At 69.5% G+C, this 22,284-nt stretch carries 16 protein-coding genes and 1 pseudogene; 8 read left to right on the forward strand and 9 right to left on the reverse strand.

Annotated features, from left to right (window positions below; genetic code table 11):
- The 4 genes from JZ791_RS37270 to JZ791_RS37285 all read right to left on the reverse strand — a co-directional run.
- Positions 1 to 2,700 (reverse strand): MMPL family transporter (locus JZ791_RS37270; RefSeq protein ID WP_216901579.1); only part of this gene is annotated, 2,700 nt, incomplete at its 3' end.
- 1 nt (position 2,701) lies between these two features.
- Positions 2,702 to 3,454, reverse strand: a complete 753-nt coding sequence (locus JZ791_RS37275) for an NYN domain-containing protein (RefSeq protein ID WP_438804596.1) — start codon at positions 3,452 to 3,454, stop codon at positions 2,702 to 2,704.
- A gap of 76 nt (positions 3,455 to 3,530) precedes the next feature.
- Positions 3,531 to 4,439, reverse strand: a complete 909-nt coding sequence (gene trmB, locus JZ791_RS37280) for a tRNA (guanosine(46)-N7)-methyltransferase TrmB (protein WP_254206975.1) — start codon at positions 4,437 to 4,439, stop codon at positions 3,531 to 3,533.
- Positions 4,440 to 4,519: 80 nt separating this feature from the next.
- Entirely contained in the window at positions 4,520 to 5,824 is a 1,305-nt protein-coding gene (locus tag JZ791_RS37285; protein ID WP_216901593.1) for a lipase family protein, read from the reverse strand.
- 518 nt (positions 5,825 to 6,342) lie between these two features.
- Between JZ791_RS37285 and JZ791_RS37290 the strand changes: the two genes are divergently transcribed.
- The 5 genes from JZ791_RS37290 (at position 6,343) to JZ791_RS37310 (ending at position 12,251) form a co-directional block, all read left to right on the forward strand.
- Complete coding sequence (locus JZ791_RS37290) at positions 6,343 to 7,464, forward strand: hypothetical protein (RefSeq protein ID WP_308163336.1); 1,122 nt, start codon at positions 6,343 to 6,345, stop codon at positions 7,462 to 7,464.
- Complete coding sequence (locus tag JZ791_RS37295) at positions 7,451 to 9,001, forward strand: hypothetical protein (RefSeq protein WP_308163337.1); 1,551 nt, start codon at positions 7,451 to 7,453, stop codon at positions 8,999 to 9,001. Before JZ791_RS37290 ends, JZ791_RS37295 begins: the two co-directional genes overlap by 14 nt.
- A gap of 250 nt (positions 9,002 to 9,251) precedes the next feature.
- Positions 9,252 to 11,084 carry a phosphoenolpyruvate carboxykinase (GTP) gene (locus JZ791_RS37300; protein WP_216901580.1) on the forward strand — a complete coding sequence of 611 codons (1,833 nt, stop codon included), beginning with the start codon at positions 9,252 to 9,254 and terminating at the stop codon, positions 11,082 to 11,084.
- Between the two features lie 403 nt (positions 11,085 to 11,487).
- Positions 11,488 to 11,694 (forward strand): hypothetical protein, encoded by a 207-nt coding sequence (locus JZ791_RS37305; RefSeq protein WP_216901602.1) that lies wholly within the window; start codon positions 11,488 to 11,490, stop codon positions 11,692 to 11,694.
- 287 nt (positions 11,695 to 11,981) lie between these two features.
- Positions 11,982 to 12,251, forward strand: coding sequence for a hypothetical protein (locus JZ791_RS37310; protein WP_254206977.1), 270 nt, complete (start codon positions 11,982 to 11,984; stop codon positions 12,249 to 12,251).
- Positions 12,252 to 12,263: 12 nt separating this feature from the next.
- On the opposite strand, the gene JZ791_RS37315 is transcribed toward JZ791_RS37310, so the two are convergent.
- Entirely contained in the window at positions 12,264 to 13,076 is an 813-nt protein-coding gene (locus tag JZ791_RS37315; protein ID WP_216901582.1) for a class I SAM-dependent methyltransferase, read from the reverse strand.
- Between the two features lie 104 nt (positions 13,077 to 13,180).
- Here JZ791_RS37315 and JZ791_RS37320 point away from each other — a divergent pair, with 104 nt between their 5' ends.
- Positions 13,181 to 14,401: a glycosyltransferase family 4 protein gene (locus JZ791_RS37320; RefSeq protein ID WP_308163338.1), complete on the forward strand. Its 1,221-nt coding sequence runs from the start codon at positions 13,181 to 13,183 to the stop codon at positions 14,399 to 14,401.
- Here the strand turns inward: JZ791_RS37320 and JZ791_RS37325 are convergent.
- Positions 14,398 to 16,242 (reverse strand): MmpA family trehalose lipid delivery protein, encoded by a 1,845-nt coding sequence (locus tag JZ791_RS37325; protein ID WP_216901583.1) that lies wholly within the window; start codon positions 16,240 to 16,242, stop codon positions 14,398 to 14,400. The two genes, JZ791_RS37320 and JZ791_RS37325, sit on opposite strands and share 4 nt — an antisense overlap.
- Positions 16,243 to 16,309: 67 nt before the next feature.
- Positions 16,310 to 17,128, reverse strand: a complete 819-nt coding sequence (locus JZ791_RS37330; RefSeq protein ID WP_216901584.1) for an SDR family NAD(P)-dependent oxidoreductase — start codon at positions 17,126 to 17,128, stop codon at positions 16,310 to 16,312.
- A gap of 55 nt (positions 17,129 to 17,183) precedes the next feature.
- Between JZ791_RS37330 and JZ791_RS37335 the strand changes: the two genes are divergently transcribed.
- The gene (locus tag JZ791_RS37335) at positions 17,184 to 18,470 is read left to right on the forward strand and encodes a lipopolysaccharide biosynthesis protein (RefSeq protein WP_254206978.1); all 1,287 of its coding nucleotides are present in this window, start codon (positions 17,184 to 17,186) and stop codon (positions 18,468 to 18,470) included.
- Between the two features lie 21 nt (positions 18,471 to 18,491).
- Here JZ791_RS37335 and pgfA read toward each other — a convergent pair whose 3' ends face one another.
- Entirely contained in the window at positions 18,492 to 19,634 is a 1,143-nt protein-coding gene (gene pgfA, locus JZ791_RS37340) for a cell envelope lipid trafficking protein PgfA (protein ID WP_216901585.1), read from the reverse strand.
- Positions 19,635 to 19,893: 259 nt separating this feature from the next.
- Here pgfA and JZ791_RS37345 point away from each other — a divergent pair, with 259 nt between their 5' ends.
- A complete protein-coding gene (locus tag JZ791_RS37345) occupies positions 19,894 to 21,051 on the forward strand; it encodes an acyltransferase family protein (protein ID WP_216901587.1) in 1,158 nt (385 codons plus the stop codon).
- Positions 21,052 to 21,060: 9 nt separating this feature from the next.
- Here JZ791_RS37345 and JZ791_RS37350 read toward each other — a convergent pair.
- A pseudogene (locus tag JZ791_RS37350) lies at positions 21,061 to 22,284 on the reverse strand (hypothetical protein); the annotation flags it as partial.

The following is a 22,284-nucleotide window of genomic DNA, read 5'->3' on the forward strand; positions in this document are numbered from 1 at the left end:
GTCATCGTGCGAGGGGTATCGCTGCGCGCGGTCGGCCGGATGCGGCGGTACCTCGGGCTGGGACCATGGCGGACTGACCCTGGGCGATTCGCCGGCCGCGCGGTCGTCCACGGTCGGGATGCCCGAGGGCACCGCGGGCCGGGGCAGCTGCCGCGGGGGCGACACCGCCGGCGTGGAGGGCGAATCGGCCGTCTCGGATTCGGCGGTCGGCGTGACATTCGTCCGAGAATCGACCGTCGCGGAGTCGGTCTCGCCTGCCTGGGACGCCGCGGCGCCGCGGTCCTTGGCCCGGCCGGTGGCCCGCTGCAAGATGCCCGGCGGCGGCAGCAGGCGTGCGGAACTGTCGTCGGCGCTCGGCGTCTGATCCAGCCGCTCGGTCGGCGCCTCGGGATCGACATGGCGGGCGAGCCTGGCGCGCCGGGGTTTACGCCCCTGCTTGGCCGGGGTGCCGTCGGACATCAGTGGGATCTGCATGGTCACCGGATCGGTGACCGGGGTGGTCTTGACCAGGTCGACGACCTCGCCGCCGCCCGGCCGCTCGTCGTCCAGGATCGGCTCGCCGAGGCCGACCTTCTGCTGGATTCGCTTCATCCAGGCCGGGGCCCACCAGCAGTCGTCGCCCAGCAGCTTCATGGTGGCCGGGACCAGCAGCATGCGCAGCACGGTGGCGTCGATGATCAGCGCGGAGACCATGCCGTACGCGATGTACTTCATCATCACCAGGCGGGAGAAGGCGAACGCGCCCGTCACCACGAGCAGGATCAGCGCGGCGGCGGTGATGATGCGGCCGGTCTGCGCCGTGCCGGTGCGCACCGCCTCGGTGGTGCTGGCGCCCTGCGTGCGGGCCTCGACCATGCGGGAGAGCAGGAAGACCTCGTAGTCGGTGGACAGGCCGTAGATGATCGCGATGATCAGCACCAGCACCGGCGAGGCGATCGGTTGTGGTGTGAAGTTCAGCAGGCCGGAGCCGTGCCCGTCGATGAAGATCCAGGTCAGGATGCCCAGCGTGGAGCCGAGGCCCAGCGCGCTCATCAACGCCGCCTTGATCGGCAGGACCAGCGAACCGAACGTCAGGAACATCAGCAGCGTGGTGACCAGCACGACCAGCACGATCATCAGCGGCATGCGGTTCATCAGCGCGTCGACGCTGTCCATCGTCGTCACGTCCGTGCCGGCCACCATCAACTGCACATCGCTCGGCACGTTCATCGAGCGCAGATAGTTGACGGTGGCGTTCGGATGGGTGGAATTCACCAGCGTCGTGGAGGTCTTCCAGACGTCCGAGCCGTTCGGCGGCGACGACGGAATCGAGAACTGCCCGACCAGCCCGGGCGCCTTGTCGGCCTGCTCGAGGATGTTGCCGATCTCGGTGGTGTTCTTGGTGACCATGACCAGGTTGATCGGGTCGGTCCGCAGCGTCGGGAACAGCTGATCGAACTCCTGCTGCGCCACGCGGGTCGGATCGTCCGGCGGCAGGTAGGTCTCGCTGATGCCGCCGAACGCGAGATTCTTCACCGGGATGATCAGCAGCAGCAGGACGATGCACAGCGGGACCGCCACCTTGAGCGGATGCTTCATCACCCACTGCACGCACCGGCCCCAGAAGCCGTTCTCGATCTCCTCGGTGGTCTTGGTCCGGCGGAACCACTTCAGGCCCAGCATGTCCACGCGGCGGCCCAGGATGGCGAGCATCGCGGGCAGGATCGTGAGCGAGGCCATGGCCGCCAGCGCGACGGTGGCGATCGTGCCGTAGGCGACCGATTTGAGGAAGCCCTGCGGGAACAGCAGCATGCTGGCGCTGGCCGCGATGATCATCGTGGCGGAGAACACGACCGTGCGCCCGGCGGTCATGATCGACCGGCGCACCGCCGCGCGCGTGTCGTAGCCGTCGGCCAATTCTTCCCGGAATCGGCTCACGATGAACAGGCCGTAATCGATGGCCAGACCTAGCCCGATCATCGACACGACCGCGCCCACGAAAGAGTTCACCTCGGTGAATTTCGTGATGCCCATGACGATGCCGTTGGCGCTGATCACCGTCAGCCCGCCCACGATCAGCGGCAACGCGGCCGCGACGACGCCGCCGAAGATGACGAACAGCAGCAACGCCACGGCCGGAATGGCCAGGATCTCCATGCGCTTCTGGTCCGAGGCGATGGTGTCGTTCAGCGTGCCCGCGACCGCTTGCAGGCCGGCGACCTGGACATTCACCCCGGAGATGTCGAAGGCGTCCTTGACGTCGCGGAAGTTCTGCATCGTCGAGGTGTCGTCGTCACCCTTCAGCTCGATCGAGACGAAGGCGACCTTGCGGTCCGGGGATACGGCGATCGATGCCGAGGGGTTGACCGCGCCGCTCACCTGCCACGGAGCGACGTAGACCTTATCGATCTGGTCGGGATGCTCCTTGGGCAGGTTGTCCAGATTCTGGACGATCGGGGTGTAGAAACTCGGATCCGTGACCGTCTTACCGTCGGGCGCGGTGTACAGGACGATGACATCGCCGGTGTGATCGCGCCCGTAGGTCGAGTCGAGCAGCTCGGCCGCCTTGGTCGACTCCGAGCCAGGGTCGTCCCACCCGCTGGAACTGAGGTGTTTGTCCAGACCGAGTCCGAACGCGCCCAGCCCCAGCAGCGCGATCACCACCACGCCCAATACGGCGTAGCGAAGTCGGTACACCAGATCGCCCCAGCGGGTGAACACTTTAAGCGACTCCTTGCGCGGGGCGGGAGGTGAGCAGCGCGGACAGCGGCCGGAAGGGCTGCAGCCACGCTCCCTCGTCGGGCAGCGACTCGAGGCTGACCCGGGGCAGCGGTTCACGGAACACGCCCGGGATGTCCTCGAGGTCGATGAAATCGAGGATATCGGACGTGACCGCCCAACTCGCATGCTCACGGAATCCCAGCACCTGCACCGGAACTCCGGCGGCCGCGAGGTCTTCGAGCGGTTCGCGGAATGCCTGGCCGTCGGCTGAGGCGACCATGATCCCGGCCAGGCCCGCGCCGCGGCGGCGTAACTCGATATGCCCCAGCATGTCGCTGTCGACGTCCGAGTCCTCGTCGATCTTGGGCTTGGCGAAGACCGCGTAGCCGACGTTGCGCAGCGCCTCCACCCACGGCCGCACCACGTCGGCGGTGCCGGGCGCGATATTGGTGAAGACGGTGGCCTCGGCCTCCACGCGGTTCTTGGAGCCCACCGAGAGCTCGGCGGTGCGGGCCAGCAGCCAGCGGCCCAGCGCGTCGAACCGCGGCCGATACGCCGCGGTGGGCCGGCCGCCCAGGATCGCGCCGAGGCCCATGTCCAGGTTCGGCGCGTCCCAGACCAGCAGCACCCGTCGCACGTCGGTCCCGCCACCCGCCGGAGCGGCGCCGGAACTGGACGGCGCCGCGGCCGCGGCGGAAGGACGAGCGGGCAGCTCGGCGGGGTCGCTCGCGGGCGCGATCCCCTCGGCGGCCATCACCTCCGGGTCCATCTCGCTGACCGTCATAACAGCCGCCCGGGGGTTGAGCTAATTGTTCGCTCGCATCGCACGCTCATGAGTCGATCTTCCCCCAAATGAGCTCGGTGATGGCACTACCGGCCCGATGCGCCTTGCTTTCGAATTTCGTGACGGGGCGATCGAAGCCGATCGCCCTCGCCTCCGCGAGCCGTCCGGGGGATCCGCCCGCAGCCTCGTTCAGGCCGATGAGCTGTGGTTCTCCGGCTCCGACCGCGGCGATGTGCTCGGCATATCCGGCGTGGTCGGTGGCTACGTGCAGGATGCCGCCGGGACGCAGGCGATCGGCGATGAGCCTGGCCGTGTCGGGCTGCAGCAACCGTCGCTTGTGGTGTCGCGCCTTCGGCCAGGGGTCCGGAAAAAAGACCCGCACACCCGATAGCGAATCTCTGGCAATCATATGTTCGAGCACATCGACGGCATCGCCGCGCAGCAGCCGGACGTTCTCGATCCCCTCGCGCTCGAGGCGCTGCACCAACTGCGCCAGGCCGGGCCGGTACACCTCGATGCCGATCAGGTTGAACTGCGGCTCGGCCTGGGCCATGGCCGCGGTCGCGGTGCCGGTGCCGCAGCCGATCTCCACGATCAGCGGCGCGTCGCGGCCGAACCACGCCGCGGCGTCCACACGGTCGTCACCGACCTCGCGACCGATGCGCGGCCACATCCGGTCCCAGGATTGCTGCTGGTTGGGCGTCAGCGCGCCCCGGCGCGAGCGGAAGCTGGTGACCCTGGGATACAGCCGGGATCGCGCCGGCTGCCCGGGTCCGGCCGTCCTGGGCACGGTGTGCCCGGCGGCCGATTCCCGGGTGCTCGGCGCGGTGGTCGCGTCCGTCCGCGGCCCCGGACGCGCTGCGGTGCTCGCCGAGCCGACCGGGGCCGATGCCGTGGACCGCGGCCCGGCGACCGACTCGGCAGTATGGTTCGCGGCGTCGTTCACGGCGTCCATTGTCCAGTATCCGATGATCGGGACCGATGGCGGTGCTGTCCGCACCATGCGCATCTGCCGGACCACCGGTATCGCGACCTTCAGGCGGCCATCGTGCGGGCGGGACGCAGCCGCGGCTGGTCCTGTTGCCGCAGCGGACGTCCCAGGGCGACTCGCGTCGCGGTGAGAGCCATCCCGAGCAGACCGCGCCAGCTGCCGGGATCGGCCGCGACCGACCAGACAGTGCGGGTTCCGGCCTCGGAGACCGGCACTCCGGCGATCCGATCGGCCAGCCAGTCCAGGCTCAGCGGCGTGGCCAGCGGCAGCAGCGTGAAATGCTCGCTGAGCCGGTCGCGCACGTAGGTGACGCTGGCCCCGCCGCTGCGATAGCCGGCCACCTGGGCGTCGATCCCGGCGGTGGCGACCACCTGGTCGCCCAGCGGCTGGATCACCAGCAGCGGGCACTGCGGGATATTGCCGCCGAGGCGCAGGTCGTCGAACATCGCCCTGATGCCGGGTTCGGCCAGCACCTGCTCCAGCGGGCGATTCAGATAGTCGCCGACGTCGCGGTTGCCCAGCCGGACCAGTGCCAGCAGCGGCGCCAGCCGGGCGGCCACGTCGAGCAGGCGGCGGCCGTCGGCGTTCAGTTCGGCCTCCAGCACGCGGTCCAGCGCGGGGTAGAGGGGGCGCAGCGCCGAGATCATGATCGGCAGGAATCCGGCGAAGGCGCCGCCGTTGAGGTGCGTGAACACCTGTTCCGGATCGCCGACCGGCGCACCGAGCACCGCGCCGACGACATCGATCTCCGGCGCGTACGTCGGCGCCATCTCCACCAGCCAGGACCCGGCCATACCGCCGCCGGAGTAGCCCCACACCGCGACGGGTGTGCGCGCGTGCAGGCCCAGCGGGGCGAACCGCAGCGCGGCGCGAATGCCGTCGAGGGAGCGGTAGCCCGGTTCGCGCGGCGCGCCGAAGTTGCCGTGCGGGCCCTCGTGGTCGGCGATGCTCACCGCCCAGCCGCGCTCCAGTGCGTTCGCGATCAGCATCCACTCGAGCTGGGTGATCGAACCGGGGGCGAATGCGCCCAGCCGCAGCGCGTAGGACGGCGCGCCCTGTTCGGCGGTCGCGTCGACGGCCGATTCGAAGGCCAGGAGGGGACGTTCGGCTTCGGGATCGGCGCCCAGCGGGAGCAGCACGGTGGTGATCGCGGCCTCCGGATCGCCGTGCATATCGGTGCTGCGATAGAGCAGCTGCCACGCCGAGACCTGCTGCGGGACGACCCCGAGCAGCCCGATTCGTACCTTCCGGCTCCGCAGAATGGCGCCGGGAGCCTGCCGGGCCAGGTCGGCGGGCGGAATCATGAAGGGATCGCGTGAGGGCAGCAGCGGACGGATCGGACTCGTCATCGCCGTGCGGACCGGTGCGGTGCGTTCCTTCCTCGGAGTCTGCCTGCCGCGAGTCCGATCGTTCGGTCGTCCGGACGACGCGCGCCCGGATGCTCCCTCGCCCCGCTCGATGACGTCCACAGTGACGCTCATCGCAACCTCCTCACCTACGCCGTGACCGGCCCACCCGTCGGTCCTACCAGTGTGATCCAGCGGGTGTGGGCACAGCGTTACCTGCATCGGCGCGCCCCCGATCGCCCCAGGGTAAGCCAGCGGGCGCTCGTCGGAGAAGCCCGCCGATAGCGAATTGTGCTGTCTCTCAAGGCAACACCTGGCATCCACGGATGATTCCCAGAATTCCGCTGTGATCGAGGACACAATCGCCGTTTCTGTGAATGTGCAATGAAACCGCGCGGTGGATGCTCGACGATCGACGGCGTATGCGGCGGGGGAGATATTCGGCGACGGGAATACGGTGTTCCGTGCCGACAATGCGGGTGAATTCTGCGAGAATTGCCCGGCGGAAGGGGGTTGTGCTCGTGCCAACAGACTCCAGGCTGGGCGCCGGATACGGCGGATCCACCTCGGAACTCGACCAGTTGATCGCGAACCTGCGCGGTGGGCCGGGTAATGATCCGCACGTGGCCGAACAGGTCATCGGCGTGGCGCGGGCGTGGCAGCGGCCGGTGCGCATCCAGGTCACCGGTCGGGCGGGCGCGGGTAAAACGACGATGCTGCAGGCGCTGGCGCTGATGTCGGCGCAGGAGACCGCGCCGGTGGACGCGCCGGGCCAGCCGGATCCGGTGCTCGATGCGGATCTGCTGGTCTACGTGCTTGCCTCGGCGCTGCAGCCGGGCGATCGCGAGGCGCTGTCCCGGCTGCCGCGCGAGCGCACCCTGGTGGTGCTGAACAAGGCCGACGCGGTCGGGTCCCGGTGGGCCGACGCGGTGGTGGCCGTGGACCAGTGCGCCTACGACATGGGCGTGCCGGCGCTGCCGGTGGTGGCCGAGCTGGCCGTGCGGACCCGATCGGGCACGCCGACCGACGTCGATCTGGCGACGCTGCGCCGGCACGCGGGCAATGCCGACCCGTCGTTCACGCTGACCGGCGAGCTGTTCACCTCCGGCGACTACGGCCCCGACGTGGCCGAGCGCGCGGCGGTGCTGGAGCGCTGGGGCCTGTTCGGGGTGGCGACCGCGCTGAGCGCCCTGCGCCACGATCCGGATCTGGGGCCGCAGCAGATGCGGCAGATTCTGCACGCGGTCAGCGGCATCGACCCGGTGCACGCCCTGCTGCATCGGCGCTACGAGCAGGCCGGCGCGCAGCGCGGCGGCGAATTCCTGGACGAGTTGGCCCGCGTGGCCGCCCGCTCCGGGGGAGCCGGGGCGGGCCGGGCCCGGGATTTGATCGAGGACTATCTGGCCGGTGACGAGGCGCTGTGGCTGGGCCTGCTGTCCGGCCTGGCCTGCCCGCAGGTCGTGCACCTGGCCGCGGGGTACCCGTCGCCGTATCCGGCCGACGCCGACGACGCGGTGATCCGGGCGCAGCGCTGGCGCGCGGTGGTGTCCAGCGATATGCCCGCCGCGGCCCGTCGCGCCGCGCTGCGCGTGCACAACGGGTATGTCCGGCTGTTCGAGCGGATGAGCAGTGCCGGACTCTGAGCTGCCCGCCACACTGGCGCAATCCGATCCACTCGGAGGCCTGACACCGCAGGTGCAGGCCGTGATCGGGCGCTGGAATCCGCAGGGCGAGGCCCTGCTGCGGGCGGCGCGGGGCGGCGCGTCGCCGGCCACGCACGAGCCGGTGGCGCTGTTCGGGCCCGCCGATGCCAGTACCGTGCTGCTGCGCACCGAACTCGCCCGCTTCGAACCGCGTATCGACCTGGCCGATCCGGTCGCCGATCCGAATGCCCCGGGCGGCCCGGTGGCCGCGCCCGCGGTGGCGCTGGTGCTGCTGGACGCGGGCGCCGCGCTCGGTGCGAGCACCCTGGGCGCGGTGGCTCGGCTGCACTCGGGGAATACCCGAATCCTGTTCGCCATGAACGGAATTCACGCCCATCCGGACTGGCGCGCGGTGTTGCAGCGCAATACCGCGCTGCTGACTCCCGCCCTCGGCGCGGATCCGCGTATCGTGCCGGTCTCGGGGCGCCTGGCGGTGGCCGCGCGCGGTTCCGGCGATGCCACACTGCTGGACCGCTCGGGCCTGGCGCAGTTGCATACCCAGTTGACCGCCGCGGTCGGCGCGAGCCCGGGGCCCGGGCGACTGGCCGCGGTCCTGTCCCGGGTGCTGGCGGACACCCGTCAGCGCATCCACGACCAGGAGACCGAGCTCGATGCCGGCGCCGCGGTCGGCCGGCTGCGCCAGGAGCGCGCGACCCTGCTGGCCGGGCGTGACGGCGGCCGGGCACAGGCGATGGGTGAGCTGCGCAACCGCATGCATCTGGCGCGGGTGGATCTGCTGCACGAGGCCGGCGCCCGCATCCGGGCGCTGAACGCCACGGCCAGAACAGAGGTGGACAAGCTCGGCCGGGCCGGTGCGCGCACGTATCCGGAGCGGTTGCAGCAGTCCGTGAGCGAGCTGACCGGCCAGTTGGACGGCGTGCTCACGTATCGGCTCGGTGAGCTGACACGTCAGCTGGAGGCGGCGGTCGGCACGCGATCGGCCGCCACGCCGTTCGTCCCGCCACGGCTGCGCACCGATCCCGCGCCTCGCCTGGGCCCCGATCCCGAGCCCCGGCACAGGGGTGTCGAAGATCACCTCATGATCGCGCTGGGCGCCTCGGGCGGCTTCGGTCTCGGCCGTCTCGCGGTTGCCCCGCTGACGCTGGTTCCGGCGCTGAACTACGCGACGATTCCGATGTCGCTGCTGCTGGGCGCCGCCGTGGCCTACTGGGTGGTGCGCGCCCGCGCCCGCATCGCCGACCGCGCACACCTGCGTCAGTGGGTGTCCGACGCGCTGGTGAACGTGAAGGCACAGCTCGAACAGCGGGTGACGACCGCGCTGGTCGAGGCGGAATCGCAGTTCACCGATCTGCTCGTCCGGGTGACAACGGCGCGGGTGGTGGACAACGACCGTCAGATCGCGGACCTGGAGTCCCAAGTGCGGCAGTTGAATTCGAGCCGGCCCGCGCAGCTGGCCGCTTGCCGGCGCGACCTGGAGCTGTTGGAGGCCCTGGAGGCCACTGTTATACCGCAGTGAGGTTCGTCGCGGAGACGGTTGCGCCACATTCCGAAGGGGTACCGAGTGAGAAACCCCATTCCGTCCTCACCGTCACATCGCGTTAACCTCTTTAGTTAAGGAACATGGGCACCTACTTCGATCGCATATGCCGTCCGGCTGTCGGCATGACGGGGTGGGTGCCTACCGCCAATGGTGGCCTTAACGGTGTCGTGAGTCGTTCCGGCTGCTCGCTCACGACGCCCGGGTCGCCCATCTCAGGAGAAATTTCATGACCTCAGCGACCATTCCTGGTCTTCACGGATCCGATGGCACCGCACCGACCCAGCACGCAGGACTGCTCGCCTGGGTTCAGGAGGTCGCAGAACTCACCCAACCGGAACGGGTGGTGTGGGCGGACGGTTCCGACGAGGAATGGGACCGGCTGACGGCCCGGCTCGTCGAGGCGGGCACGTTCCAGAAACTCAACGAGTCCAAGAAACCCAACTCCTTCCTGGCGCTGTCCGACCCGTCGGACGTCGCGCGGGTGGAGTCGCGCACCTTCATCTGCTCGCACACCGAGGCCGACGCCGGTCCGACCAACAACTGGGTCGACCCGGCCGAGATGCGCGCGACCATGACCCCGCTGTTCCGCGGCTCGATGAAGGGCCGCACCATGTACGTGGTGCCGTTCTGCATGGGCCCGCTGGGCGCGGCGGACCCCAAACTGGGCGTGGAGCTCACCGACTCCGAGTACGTCGTGGTCTCGATGCGCGTGATGACCCGCATGGGCGCCGTCGCGCTGGAGAAGCTGGGCGCGGACAAGCCGTTCGTCAAGGCCCTGCATTCGGTCGGCGCGCCCTTGGCCGACGGCCAGGCGGATGTGCCGTGGCCGTGTAACGACACCAAGTACATCACCCACTTCCCCGAGGACCGCGAGATCTGGAGCTACGGCTCGGGCTACGGCGGCAACGCGCTGCTGGGCAAGAAGTGCTACTCGCTGCGCATCGCCTCGGCCATGGCCCACGACGAGGGCTGGCTGGCCGAGCACATGCTGATCCTCAAGCTCATCTCCCCGGAGAACAAGAACTACTACATCGCCGCCGCGTTCCCGAGCGCCTGCGGCAAGACCAACCTCGCGATGATCCAGCCGACCGTCCCGGGCTGGCGCGCGGAGACCCTGGGCGACGACATCGCCTGGATGCGCTTCGGCGAGGACGGCCGCCTCTACGCGGTGAATCCGGAGTTCGGCTTCTTCGGCGTCGCGCCGGGCACCAACCACAGCTCCAACCCGAACGCCATGGCGACCATGGAGGCGGGCAATACGGTCTACACCAACGTCGCGCGCACCGACGCCGGCGACGTGTGGTGGGAGGGCCTCGAGGGCGAGCCCGATCACCTGATCGACTGGAAGGGCAACGACTGGTTCCTGCGGGAGACCGAAACCCTTGCCGCCCACCCGAACTCCCGCTACTGCACGCCGATGGCGCAGTGCCCCACCCTCGCCTCGGAGTGGGACGATCCGCAGGGCGTGCCGATCTCGGCGATCCTGTTCGGCGGCCGCCGCAAGACCACGGTGCCGCTGGTGACCGAGTCCTTCGACTGGCAGCACGGCGTGTTCATGGGCGCCACCCTGTCCTCGGAGCAGACCGCCGCGGCCGAGGGCAAGGTCGGCACCGTGCGCCGCGATCCGATGGCGATGATCCCGTTCATGGGTTACCACGTGGGCGACTACCTGGGCCACTGGATCAACCTCGGCAAGAACGCCGATGCGACCAAGCTGCCGAAGATCTTCTATGTCAACTGGTTCCGTCGCGGTGCCGACGGCCGTTTCCTGTGGCCCGGATTCGGCGAGAACTCCCGCGTGCTGGAGTGGGTCGTCAACCGCATCGAGGGGAAGGCCGCGGCCGAGTCCACCGCGATCGGCAACGTGCCGGTCGCCACACAGCTCGATCTGGAGGGCCTGGATGTGAATCCGGCGGATGTCGACGAGGCCCTCACCGTCGACCCCGAGGAGTGGCGCCGGGAGATCCCGCTGATCGAGGAGTGGTTCCAGTTCATCGGCGACAAGCTGCCCTCGGGTGTGCGTGACGAATTCGAGGCGCTGAAGGAGCGCCTGGGCTAGTCTGCCTCTCCGCGCCTTGAAGCGCGCGGCTGAGTGCCGTTGCCGGTCTCGTACGCATGCCGACGGTTGCGTGCCAGACCGATTCTGGACGTACCCGGCAGCTTGCCGCCCTCCCGAGCGCAGTCGTTGTGTTCTCGGTCATGAGGGGCAGCCCTGCACCGGGGCAACGCACTGAGATACCAACCGCCCGTACCGTTTTACCGACGGTGCGGGCGGTTTTCGTCTGCGGGTACGCCTTCCTGGGGATCGCATTCGGGTATTCTCGAGGTGTTCTGCATCTCACGTTCGACCGGCTCAATTGCGTAGAATTAGCCACTCGGCTGAACTTGACCGGCTCGCCGTCATCGGCGGATGACCTCCGCTCCCGGCCGGCGGGCGCACAACGTGTGAGAGGTGGGTGGGCATGACCGATCTGACCTTCGAAACGCAAGAGATGGCTGGTACGGGCCATTCGATCGAGAGCACCCCGTTGCATCGAGCGGCCCGTCAGCTCCAGGAGGCCCTGCCCTCCGGCTGGGGCGTCGACGTCGTAGATGTCGAGGTCGCGGCCTCGCCCCGGCGTCCGGGCCAAACCGCCGCGATCCTGCGAGTGCGAACCCCGGACAACTGATCGGACGAGTTCACGAATCACACCTGTCACCGCGCGCGGTGACAGGTGTGGTCGAGCGCGATCACTATGGCGTAGCTGTGCGCGAGCAGCCTCGGATCGCCAAACCAATCACAATGGTTCCCTGAATTCACGAAACCCTACCTCTCGGTTCGCTTTTCGCAGAACGCACTATTGCGTTTCATCGGCCGACAGAGCATGCTGATAGCTAGCTGCTGTTGGACGATTTTTCAAATGCAATCGCAGGGGAGTGGCGAGTCGTGGCGGTGCAAGTGGTCGGTAGATCGCTGATGACCAGTGATCAGACGCCGCATCAGGCAAGATCCGTCGGTGTGGGCGGATGGGTCGTATCGTTCCTGCCGGGCCGGACCCTGACCCTCGAGCAGGCCACGGCCGCGCTGCAGGCTGCCGAGGCGGTTGCCGCGGTGCGCGCGCTGGCCTGCGCGGTGGGTCTCACGCCGCTCGAGACGGTCGGGCTGGCCATGCAGGAACCGCCCTGGGACGAGCCGCATCCGGCCAGCGGCCGCCGGTCGTGGCGTCGTGGGCGACTCGAACGCTGATCCGGTCCTTCCTCAGCGCTGTGCGGTCATCACCAGGACCAGGTTGCTGACCAGGAATTCCCGCACGACCGGCACCCGGACCAGCCACCAGGCCCACCGCGGGTGATAGCGCGGAAAGACCGCGACAACCGGACTCGCCGCCGTCTCGGCCCAGCGCAGCCCCTCGGCGACCCCCACCTCGAACAGCGAGACCCCATAGCGATTCTTCGGTTCGCGGCCCGTGCGACGCCGATAGCGGCGCGCGGCATATTCTCCGCCGAGATAGTGCCAGGGCCCCGTCTCGTGCCCGCCGAACGGTCCCGACCACACCGTGTAGGACAGGATCATCAGGCCTCCGGGTTTGGTGACCCGGAGCATCTCCTCGGCCATCAGCCACGGATGCGGCACATGCTCGGCCACATTCGACGAGATACAGATATCGACGGCGGCATCGCGGAACGGCAGCGCCATGCCGGAACCGCGGACCGCGCCGGGTACCCGCAGGCCCGCGGCGTGCATTTCGGCCGGATCGGGTTCCACCGGAAGGTAATGCGCTCCCGCGGCGCCGAATTCGTCGGCGAAATAGCCCGGGCCGCCGCCCACGTCCAGCACGATGGCGCCCCGGAGGCCGCGCCCGGTGAGGTCACGGTAGAAGTCGGCGACCAATTCGGCGGTGTCCGTGGCGATACCGCCGTAGAACAGTGCCGGATCGGTCTGCTCGTGCCGGAAACTGCCCAGCAGGCGCAGGGATCGGCGCAGAGTCGCTCGCCGGGCGAAGCTCGGGGCGGGCGGTGTGGAGCGGCGTTCGGTGGTGGTACGCGGCCCGGGTCGGTCGGCTCGAAGCATGGCGGTCCAGTGTTACACAGCGATCCCTCAGCGCCGGGATTGGATCCGGCCGTTAGGGTGGAGCGGATTGTCACAACGCCCGCCCGAATGACCTGGAGTTGCTAGTGCCCGATGCCGGATCGCGTGGGCAGTCGGTGCCAACCGAGGTACGCGAGGTGCTGTTGCTGTGCTGGCGCGATACCGGCCATCCGCAGGGCGGGGGCAGCGAGCGCTATCTGGAACAGGTCGGCGCGCAGCTGGCGGCGCGTGGTGTGAAGGTGACGCTGCGGACGGCCCGCTACCGGGGCGCGGCCCGGCGTGAGCGGGTCGACGGTATCGATATCAGCCGCGCGGGCGGACGCTACACCGTCTATCCGCGGGCGCTGGCCGCGATGCTGTGCGCCCGGTTCGGCCTCGGTTCGCTGCGGGGCGTACGGCCGGACGCGGTGATCGATACACAGAACGGCGTTCCCTTCTTCGCCCGCGTCGTGACCCGCGCGCCCGCGGTGGTGCTGGTGCATCACGGCCACCACGAGCAGTGGCCGGTGGCCGGGCGCTGGGTGGGGCGCGTGGGCTGGTGGATCGAATCGCGGCTGTCGCCGTGGGTGCACCGGCGCGATCAGTATCTGACCGTCTCGCTGCCGTCGGCGGAGGAGCTGACCTCGCTCGGGGTGGACAGCACGCGTATCGCCGTGGTGCGCAACGGCGCCGAACCCGTACCCGCGCATGTGCCTACCGGCGCGGCGCAGACCCGCACCCCGTATCCGAGCATCGTGGTGCTGTCACGGCTGGTGCCGCACAAGCAGATCGAGGACGCCCTGGCGGTGCTGGCCGGGCTGCGCGCCCGGCATCCCGGCCTGCACCTGGACGTGATCGGCGGCGGCTGGTGGGCCGACAACCTGAAAGCGCACGCCCGCCACCTGGACATCGCCGATTCGGTCACCTTCCACGGACATGTGGACGAGGCCCGCAAGCACGAATTGCTTTCGCGCGCCTGGGTGCACGTACTGCCCTCGCGCAAGGAGGGCTGGGGCCTCGCGGTGATCGAGGCCGCCCAGCACGGCGTCGCGACCGTCGGCTACCGCAGCTCGCGTGGGCTCACCGACTCCATCGTCGACGGCGTCACCGGTCTGCTGGTGGACGACGCCGCACAGCTGACCGAGGCGGTCGGCGAACTGCTCGCCACCGCCGAAACCCGCACGGTCATGGGCGAGAAGGCCCGTGCGCGGGCCCGGGAATTCAGCTGGGAGTTGACCGCGGACGGCGTCCACCGGGTGCTGTGCGCCGCCGCCCGGGGTGACTATGTGAACGGTCTGGTCATCGGCGCCGACGCCGGATCTTTTTAGCCTGCCGCGTGATTCGGGGCCGTGCGCGACCTGGGCCGCCAGCGCCGCGGGGTCGCCGGTAGGACCAGTGCGAGCGGGGCGACGAGCAGTACGGCCCACACGAGGTGCGCGGCGATGGCGATGCGCCGATCGGTGGCATGGGATTTCGTGGTCAGGTCCGCCGGTCCGGGCACTCGGTACAGGCTCAGGTATCGGTCGGAGTAGACGGGATCGAGCCTGGCCACAGTGGATTTCGAGGCGCCGAGCGGGCCGGGTGTGGCATGTTCGACCAGGAGCCAGCCGACTCCCCGCGCCGCCAGCTCCGACGGCGCCGCGCCGCGCAGCAGCAGTCCCTCGACCTCGCCGGCGCGAACACCCTCCCCGCTGACGGTCCCACCGCGCACCGGCAGTTCGCCGGTCTGCAGCACGTCTCGCGGCACCATGCGCGGCGCCGGATCCAGGACCGGAACGTCTGCGCTGTAGGTGAATTCGCGGAACATCCCGCCCGGCAGCACCGCGACGTCGCCCGGTCCGTCCATCCGCGCGGCGACCTGCCGCCACGCCGCCGGATAGTGCACGGGCCGCAGCACGCCGCCCACCCCCCACGCCAGATCCGGCAGCACCACGATCAGCAGTGCGATGAACAGTGTCGCGGTCATGGCAGTCGCGCGGATACCGCCGGCGCCATCTTCCTCATCCGTCGCGGTGTCCGGCGTCTTCGGGTCGCCGGAGAAGCGGGCGGCGAGGGCGCGGCATCCAGCGGCGGCGCACAGGGCATAGGCGGGCATGGCCAACGCGACGTATTTCTGTGTGTCGCGCAGCAATCCGACGCCGGGTATCCGGGCGACGAGGTATTCCCCGATGTGTAGTCCCCAGCCGGTCGCGCCCAGGGCCGGGAGCACGATCGCCACGCCGGCCAGGAACAGCAGCGTGCGCCGTGCCCGCACGTCTTGTGCGGGGTCCGAGGGCGTCGTCTCGCGGTACCGGCTGTTCGATCCGTCGGCGACCAGCCGGATGCCCGAGATCACCAGGGCCAGCAGGACGATCGTCCCGAACAGCGCGAACAGCGTTGTGCGCGAGCCCGGTACGGCCTGCGCGTTCCAGATGCCGCCGAGCCCGGCGAGGCTGCCGATCGTGGCGAGCCCGGGCTCGGCCCGCGCCGCGAAGGCCGCGATACCCGCCGGATCCGAGGCCTGCGTCCCGGCCCCGGACAGGGCGGCCGCCACCAGCCACGGCGCGGAGGCGACACACCACAGGGCCAGCGCCCCCGGCAGATTGCGGCGTCCGACGAGCGGCAACGCCACGCATCCGGCCAGGATCCCGCCCGTCGGCGTCAATCCGGCCGCCGCCAGGCAACCACCCAGCACCAGCCAGGCCGAGGCCCGTCCTCCGGGAGATCCGCCCCGAATTCGCCCGGCCGCCACGACCGTCCACGGCAGCGCCGCGTAGCCGGTGAGCAGGCTCCAATGTCCCTGCAGCAAGCGCTCGGCCACATAGGGGTTCCACACCGCGACGGTGGCCGCCACCAGTTGCGGCCCGAGCGAAACCCGAAGCAACCGCCGCGCCAGAACCGCCGCACCCCACCCCGCGGCCCACAGCGCGCCGACGAGAATCGCCTTGACCACGATCCCGCCGTCCACTACCGCCGAGGTCACCGCGAGCAGCCAATCCTGCGGCACCGCCCGCGGCGCCGCATCCCCCAGCCCCAGCGCCGAATCGGTCATAAAGGACCGAGGTGTGCTCACCGCGTCCCGCAGCAGGAGGTATCCGGGCCCGAGCATCGGTCCGACCACGATCAGCGCCAGCACCAGGCTGTACAGGGGTGCTCCGATGCGCCCTCGCCGCTGTTCGTGCTCGACCACGGTCAGCCACCCTACGTGCCGGCCCGGTGATTTCGACCCGGCACCCCACGTGCGGCGGTTCGTGTGCTCAGTCGGTGCGGGCCGCGTCGATGAGACGCAGGCTGTGCTGCCAGAGCTCGTGACGGGCCGCGGGGTCGTAGGCCTGAGCATCGGCCCGGGTCTCGTGTGTGCGGTCGTAGAAGCGGCCGGTGGTGGTCCGCAGGGCCGGATCCTTGATCAGGCGATGGGTGGCGGTGACTCCGGTCGCCAGGGTGTCGATCGAATGGCCCGCCTCCCGCATCACGATCTTGGTGGGCATATAGGTCGCCGGATGCAGGCTGTTGACGGTGATTTCGGTGTTCGGGACGCGGTCGGCGAGTTCGACGCCGGACATGATCTGTGCGAGTTTGCTCTGCCCGTAGGCGCGGCTGCCGGAATAGCCGTGCTCGATCATCAGGTCGTCGAAATCCAGCGGATGCTGGCCGAGGGAGGCGACGTTGACGATCCGGGCGGGCGCCGAATTCCGCAGTAGTTCGAGCAGATCCAGGGTCAGTGCGAAGCCTGCCAGGTAGTTGACCGCGAAACGCAGTTCGTAGCCGTCGGCGCTGGTCTGCCGGGTGCGGCCGTCCGGGAGGCCACCGCCGATACCGGCGTTGCTGACCAGGACGTCGAGGCGGTCGGTGAGCCGGGTGACCTCTGCCGCGAGCCGATGGACCTGGGCGAGATCGGCCAGATCGGCGACCGCGGTGTGGATCCGGGCCCCGGTGGCGGTCAGGGAATCGGCTGTGTGACGAAGTTTTTCGGCGTCCCGGCCGTGCAGGATCAGTGTCTCGCCCTCGGCGGCGAGCTGGTCGGCCAGGGCGCGGCCGAGGCCGTCGGTGGCGCCGGTGATCAGGATGGTGCTCATGGTGGGACGAGATTATCACAATTCGAACCGATACGTCTCGGTTCGGAAAGACTCGATGGCGACCGCGAGCGCGGGGCAGGTACGCGGATCGGGCGGGGAATGGCAGCATGGCGGGGTGCGTGCTGTCCGATGGTTGCCCGATGTCGCGGATGTGACGTGGGTGACGGTCGGGGCCATGGCCGCGAATGTGGCGGGGTATTTGTTGCAACTGCTGGCCGGGCGGTGGCTGGGGGCGGTGGGGTACAGCGAGTTCGCGAGTCTGCTGGCGGTGCAGCTGCTGTGCGCGGTGCCCGCGTTGGCGTTGCAGAACGTTGTCGCGCGTGAGTTGGTGCGGGGTGCGTCGGTCAGCGCGGCGCGGGGGCTGGCGTGGCGGTGCGCGGGGGTCGTCACCGTGCTCGTGGTGGCCTTGATTCCGGTGGTGAGTGCGGTGCTGCATGTCGGCGCGAGCGCGGCGGCAGGAGCCCTGGTCGCGGCTCCGGCGCAGGTGCTGGTCTCGGGCGAGCAGGGAGTTCTCCAGGGCGGCCGCAGATTCCGGGCCCTGGCTACGGTGCTGGGGGGTACGGGGATCGTGCGGGTGGCGCCCGCACTGCTGGCGCTGATGCTCGGTGCTGGTCCGGCGGTCGCGCTGTGGGCCACGGCGTTCGGGCTGTTCATGGCGGCCCTGGGCGCCCACCGGATCAGCTCCGCGACCCCGATCCGCGGTCCGGGCCTGGCTTTGCCGGAGATCCGGATGCCGGGTGGCGCGGCCGTGCTACGGGCGGCGCAGGTGCAGGCGGCGCTCATGGCGTTGTCGTCGGTCGATCTGATCGTGGCGCGAATCGTCTTGAGCGACGCCGACGCCGGGCGATACGCACTCGGTGCGATCGCCACCAAGATCGCGTTCTGGTTGCCCCAGGCGGTCGGGGTGGTGCTGTACCCGAGGATGGCGCAGCCGCGATACTCCGCGCGGGCGGTCCGGGACGCGCTGGGTGTGCTGCTGGCCGTCGGGATCGTGGCGGTGCTCGGCGCGGCGGTGCTGGCCCCGGTGGCGCCGCTGTTCGCCGGGCGGGAGTACGCGCCGATCGAGGGCTGGCTGTGGCTGTTCGCGCTGGACGGTGCGCTGCTGGCGCTGCTGCAGGGCGCGCTGCTGTCGGCGATCGCGGTGGATCGCACGGTTCCCGCGGCGATGACCTGGGTGGGGTTGGTCGTCGAAGTGGGCGCGATCGCACTGTTCGCACGGTCGCTGCCCGCGTTGATCACGACCGCGACGGTCGTCGTCGCCGTGGTAACGGCCGCGATCATCGTTGTAGTGCTGCGCGCGGCGACACGGGGAGCCACCGTTTACCGAGCCGAGTCGGCCTGAAACTCTCAGAGAGCGTCGAACTCAGAAGTCGCGCGCCCTGAACTGCTGTGTGGTGCGCTCGAAGTCCGCGTCCGCATCGGGCCCGTCGGGCTGGCTCTTCGGGCGCTTCGGCTTGACCAGGCGGCCCGGCTTCGCACCGTTGCCGTTGCCGCCGAACAGGCCCATCACCAGCCCGACGATCAGTGCGATCACACCGACGATGCCCAGGATCAGCGGAATCGTCCGCCCGTACAGGGACAGCTTGTCCATATTCTGCTTGGCGATGGCGATCTGCGAGTTCACGGTGTTGTCGTCGAAGACCAAGGTGGTCTTCAGCGCGGTGACCTGCGGCTTGTCGGCGCTCTGGGCGTAGAACATGTGGATCTGCTCCGAGCCCTTGATGATGGTGCCGGTCTGCGGCTCCACCCACACGTCGCGGGTGTTGGTGTAGAAGCGATCCATCGTGATGCTGTTCTGGCCGCCCGGCACGCCCCACTTGGCGGCCGGCAGGGTCACCTGGTTGGCGACCGCGCTGACGATCTTCGACAGATCCGTCGCCGGAATCGTCTGCTGGAAGTGGTAGACCTTCAGATCGTTGATCTCTGTCTGCTCGACGAACTTCATATCGGACGACTTGCGCACGTTGATATCGAAGTACGGATAGGTCTGCTTCTTGGTGGGGATGGGGAAGCGGTACTGCAGGCCGTCGTGCTGGACCGGGTCGGCGACGCTGTTGCCGTTGCTGTCGGTGTCCACCGCGATCGAGCCGTTGGGGTCGTCATCGATCGGCATGCCGCTCTTGCGGTCGATGGTGACCCGGTCGATGGTGGCCGACAGCAGGCCCGTATCGCCCTGCACGTCGATATTGCGCAGGGTCTGCCCGGCCTGGATCGTCATCTGGTTCTTGTCCGAGGGATCCTCGACGGTCAGATACCGCTGCGAGATCAGGTGCACGTTGGACTCGACCTTCGCCGGGCCGTTGCCGGTGAGCGACTTGGCGTCGATCACCTCGCTCGGTGCGTTCGGAGCGTTGTCCGCGACGGTGGTGATCTCCAGGTCGAGGGGAGTCTTCGCCAGCTGACCGAGGGCGTACGTCGGGACCAGCAGCGCTGCGACGATCAGCAGCGTGCCCAGGCCCACGAGCAGGCATGCCACCGTCCTTCTGGTACCGGCACCGAGTGCCATACGAACTCTCCTCGTCGTCGAACAGGCAGTACCACATCCACCGAGTAACTCTGCGTAACGCTGCGGACGCGGCGGAGCACTCGTGAGCCCAGACACTAACAGTCCGGACCGGTCGCGTGCCGATCTGAGGCCGGAAACATCCCGAACAACGCTGTGAATAGGGCGGCATCACAGCGAAATTCCACGAGCGACGCTCGTTTGCTGGATCGACCGGTGCCGTGAAGCTTACCGACGCGGACACGGCACACTGGAATCCGTTATGACCACGACAGCATCGCCGCACGCCCGGCCGGACGCGACCCCGAACCGCCCCGCGGCGGCACGCGGATTCGTCCCCGCCCTCGAGGGAATGCGCGCGGTGGCCGCGTTGGGCGTGGTGATCACGCACGTCGCCTTCCAGACCGGCACGAGCGGTATTCCGCTGCTGGGCCGGGTGCTGGAGCGATTCGACATGGCGGTCGCCCTGTTCTTCGGGCTGTCGGGATTTCTGCTGTGGCGTCCGCATGCCGCCGCGGCCCGCGGGCTGGGCACGGCTCCGTCGGCGGGCCGGTATCTGCTGCATCGGGCCGCGCGCATCCTGCCGGCGTACTGGGTCGTGGTGTGCGCGGTGCTGATCCTGTTGCCGTCGGCCGCGCAGACCGCGGGGACCGGGGTGTGGGTGGCGAATCTGACCCTGACCCAGGTCTTCGTGCCGTTGACGCTGACCGACGGGCTGACCCAGATGTGGAGCCTGTCGGTGGAGGTGGCCTTCTACGTGCTGCTGCCGGTGCTGGCCTTGGCGCTGGTGTGGCTGCGCGGTCCGGCGGCGCGCTGGCGTCTCCCGGCGATCGTGGGCCTGGGCCTGGTGAGTCTGGGGTGGAATCTGATTCCGGTGCCGACGCCCGGCGGTATCCACTCGGACAACTGGCTGCCCGGATATCTGCCCTGGTTCGTCGCGGGCATGGCGCTCGCGGAAATGGTGGAGACGCCCATCGCGGACCCGTCGCGGTGGCGCCGGATCGCCGGAAACCATTGGCTCATGTGGCCGTTGGCGCTGGTCGCGCTGCTGCTGTCGGCGACGGATCTGGGCGGTCCGGCCGGACTGGCGCACGGGGAGCCGTGGCAATACGTGCTGAAGATGGGCCTGGGCGCGGTGATCGGCTTCGGACTGCTCGCACCGCCGGTGCTGGGCGAGGGCAGGCATCGGTGGTTGCGCAGCCGGGTGGCCGCGACGATCGGCCGCTGGTCCTACGGCATCTTCCTGTGGCACCTGCTGGTGCTGAGCGTGGTATTCCAGATCTTCGGGATCATCCCGTTCCATGGCATGTTTCTGCACGTGCTGGCGTTGACGGTGGCGTTCACGCTGCCGTTGGCCGCGGCCGGGTACGCGCTCATCGAGGAACCGGTGCGGCGCTGGGTACGTGCGCGCGTGGGGTAGCGCGTGAGATCAGCGGGAACGGCGTTGCGGGAGAGCGCATATCCCGAGCGCCACGATCGCCGCCAGTGCGGGGAACTGAACCCACAGCGAGCCGCCCATATATCCGTCGGGTGAGCGCCACGGTCCGGTCGACAGTGCGGCGGCGGACAGCGCCACGCCGATTCCCGCGACCGCCACGAGCACACGCCGGGTCCGGCCGGGGAACCACCATCGGGCGAGCAGTCCGGCCGCGGTGAGCGCGATCGCGACCGGGCCGGAGATGAGGAAGGTCGCGCAGGCCAGTGCGACCATGGCCGGCACCCGGCTGTGCCACGTGCGCGGGGCCGAATCGCCGGGAAGAGCGGAATCGGCCTGTGCGCCCGTGCCTTCGAGTTCGGGCGGCAGGACGGCCCGCGCGGGCCCGCGGCTCGCTCGGCGGGGGCGGGGAATCGCCAGGGCGAACAGCGGGATCAACAGCAGCAGTCCGCCGAAGATGGCCAGGCGGTACCAGCGGTCGATGGGGAATGCGACGGTGATCGGTCCGTGTGCGGCGGCGGGCACCATCCATGCCTGCTCCCAGCCGTCGACGACCATCGGGGTCAACGTATGCCCGTCGGCGGTGGTCGCGCGCCAGCCGACGTTGGTGCTCAGCGGCAGGACCAGCAGACGGGTGCCCGGCGGTGCGGACAGGGGGTGGGGGGTGATGTCGGTGCGGTTCAGGTGAAGTTCGTCGACCGAGAACAGCGGTGTGGGGGTCACGGTGACGTCGACGTGTCCGGCGGGCAGGGCCACGGCGTCGGATTCGGGTGCGGGCGTAGCCGATCCGGGTGCGTCGATCCGGCAGACCTGTGCGGGGACAGTAGCGCCGGTCAGCAGTTCCTCCGCGGTGGCGGTGATGGTGGTGTGCACGATGCGACCGGCGACCGCGATGGTCGGGCCGTGCGCGCAGTCGATGGTGATCGGGCGATCGCCGGGGGCCGGGGCGGGGTAGTCCGGGCCCAGCACACGTACGTCGGCCAGTCCGGGGGTCTGCTGCTGGACGAAACCCAGTGCGGTGCGGTCCAGCACGGTGTTCCAGGTGGCGATGCTGAGTTCGATCCGATCGGTGACCCTGGGGTGCAGCGCGATTCGGATCGGCGCGCCTGCCGGTGTGTCGGTGGCCAGCTTGCGCACCTGCGGTCCGTCGCCGAGATTCACCGATACCGACGTGGGGCGGGCGGGCAGCGCACCCGTCGGGGGCGTTACCTCGAGCCC

The sequence above is a fragment of the Nocardia alni genome (assembly GCF_019038435.1).
GTDB lineage: Bacteria > Actinomycetota > Actinomycetes > Mycobacteriales > Mycobacteriaceae > Nocardia > Nocardia alni.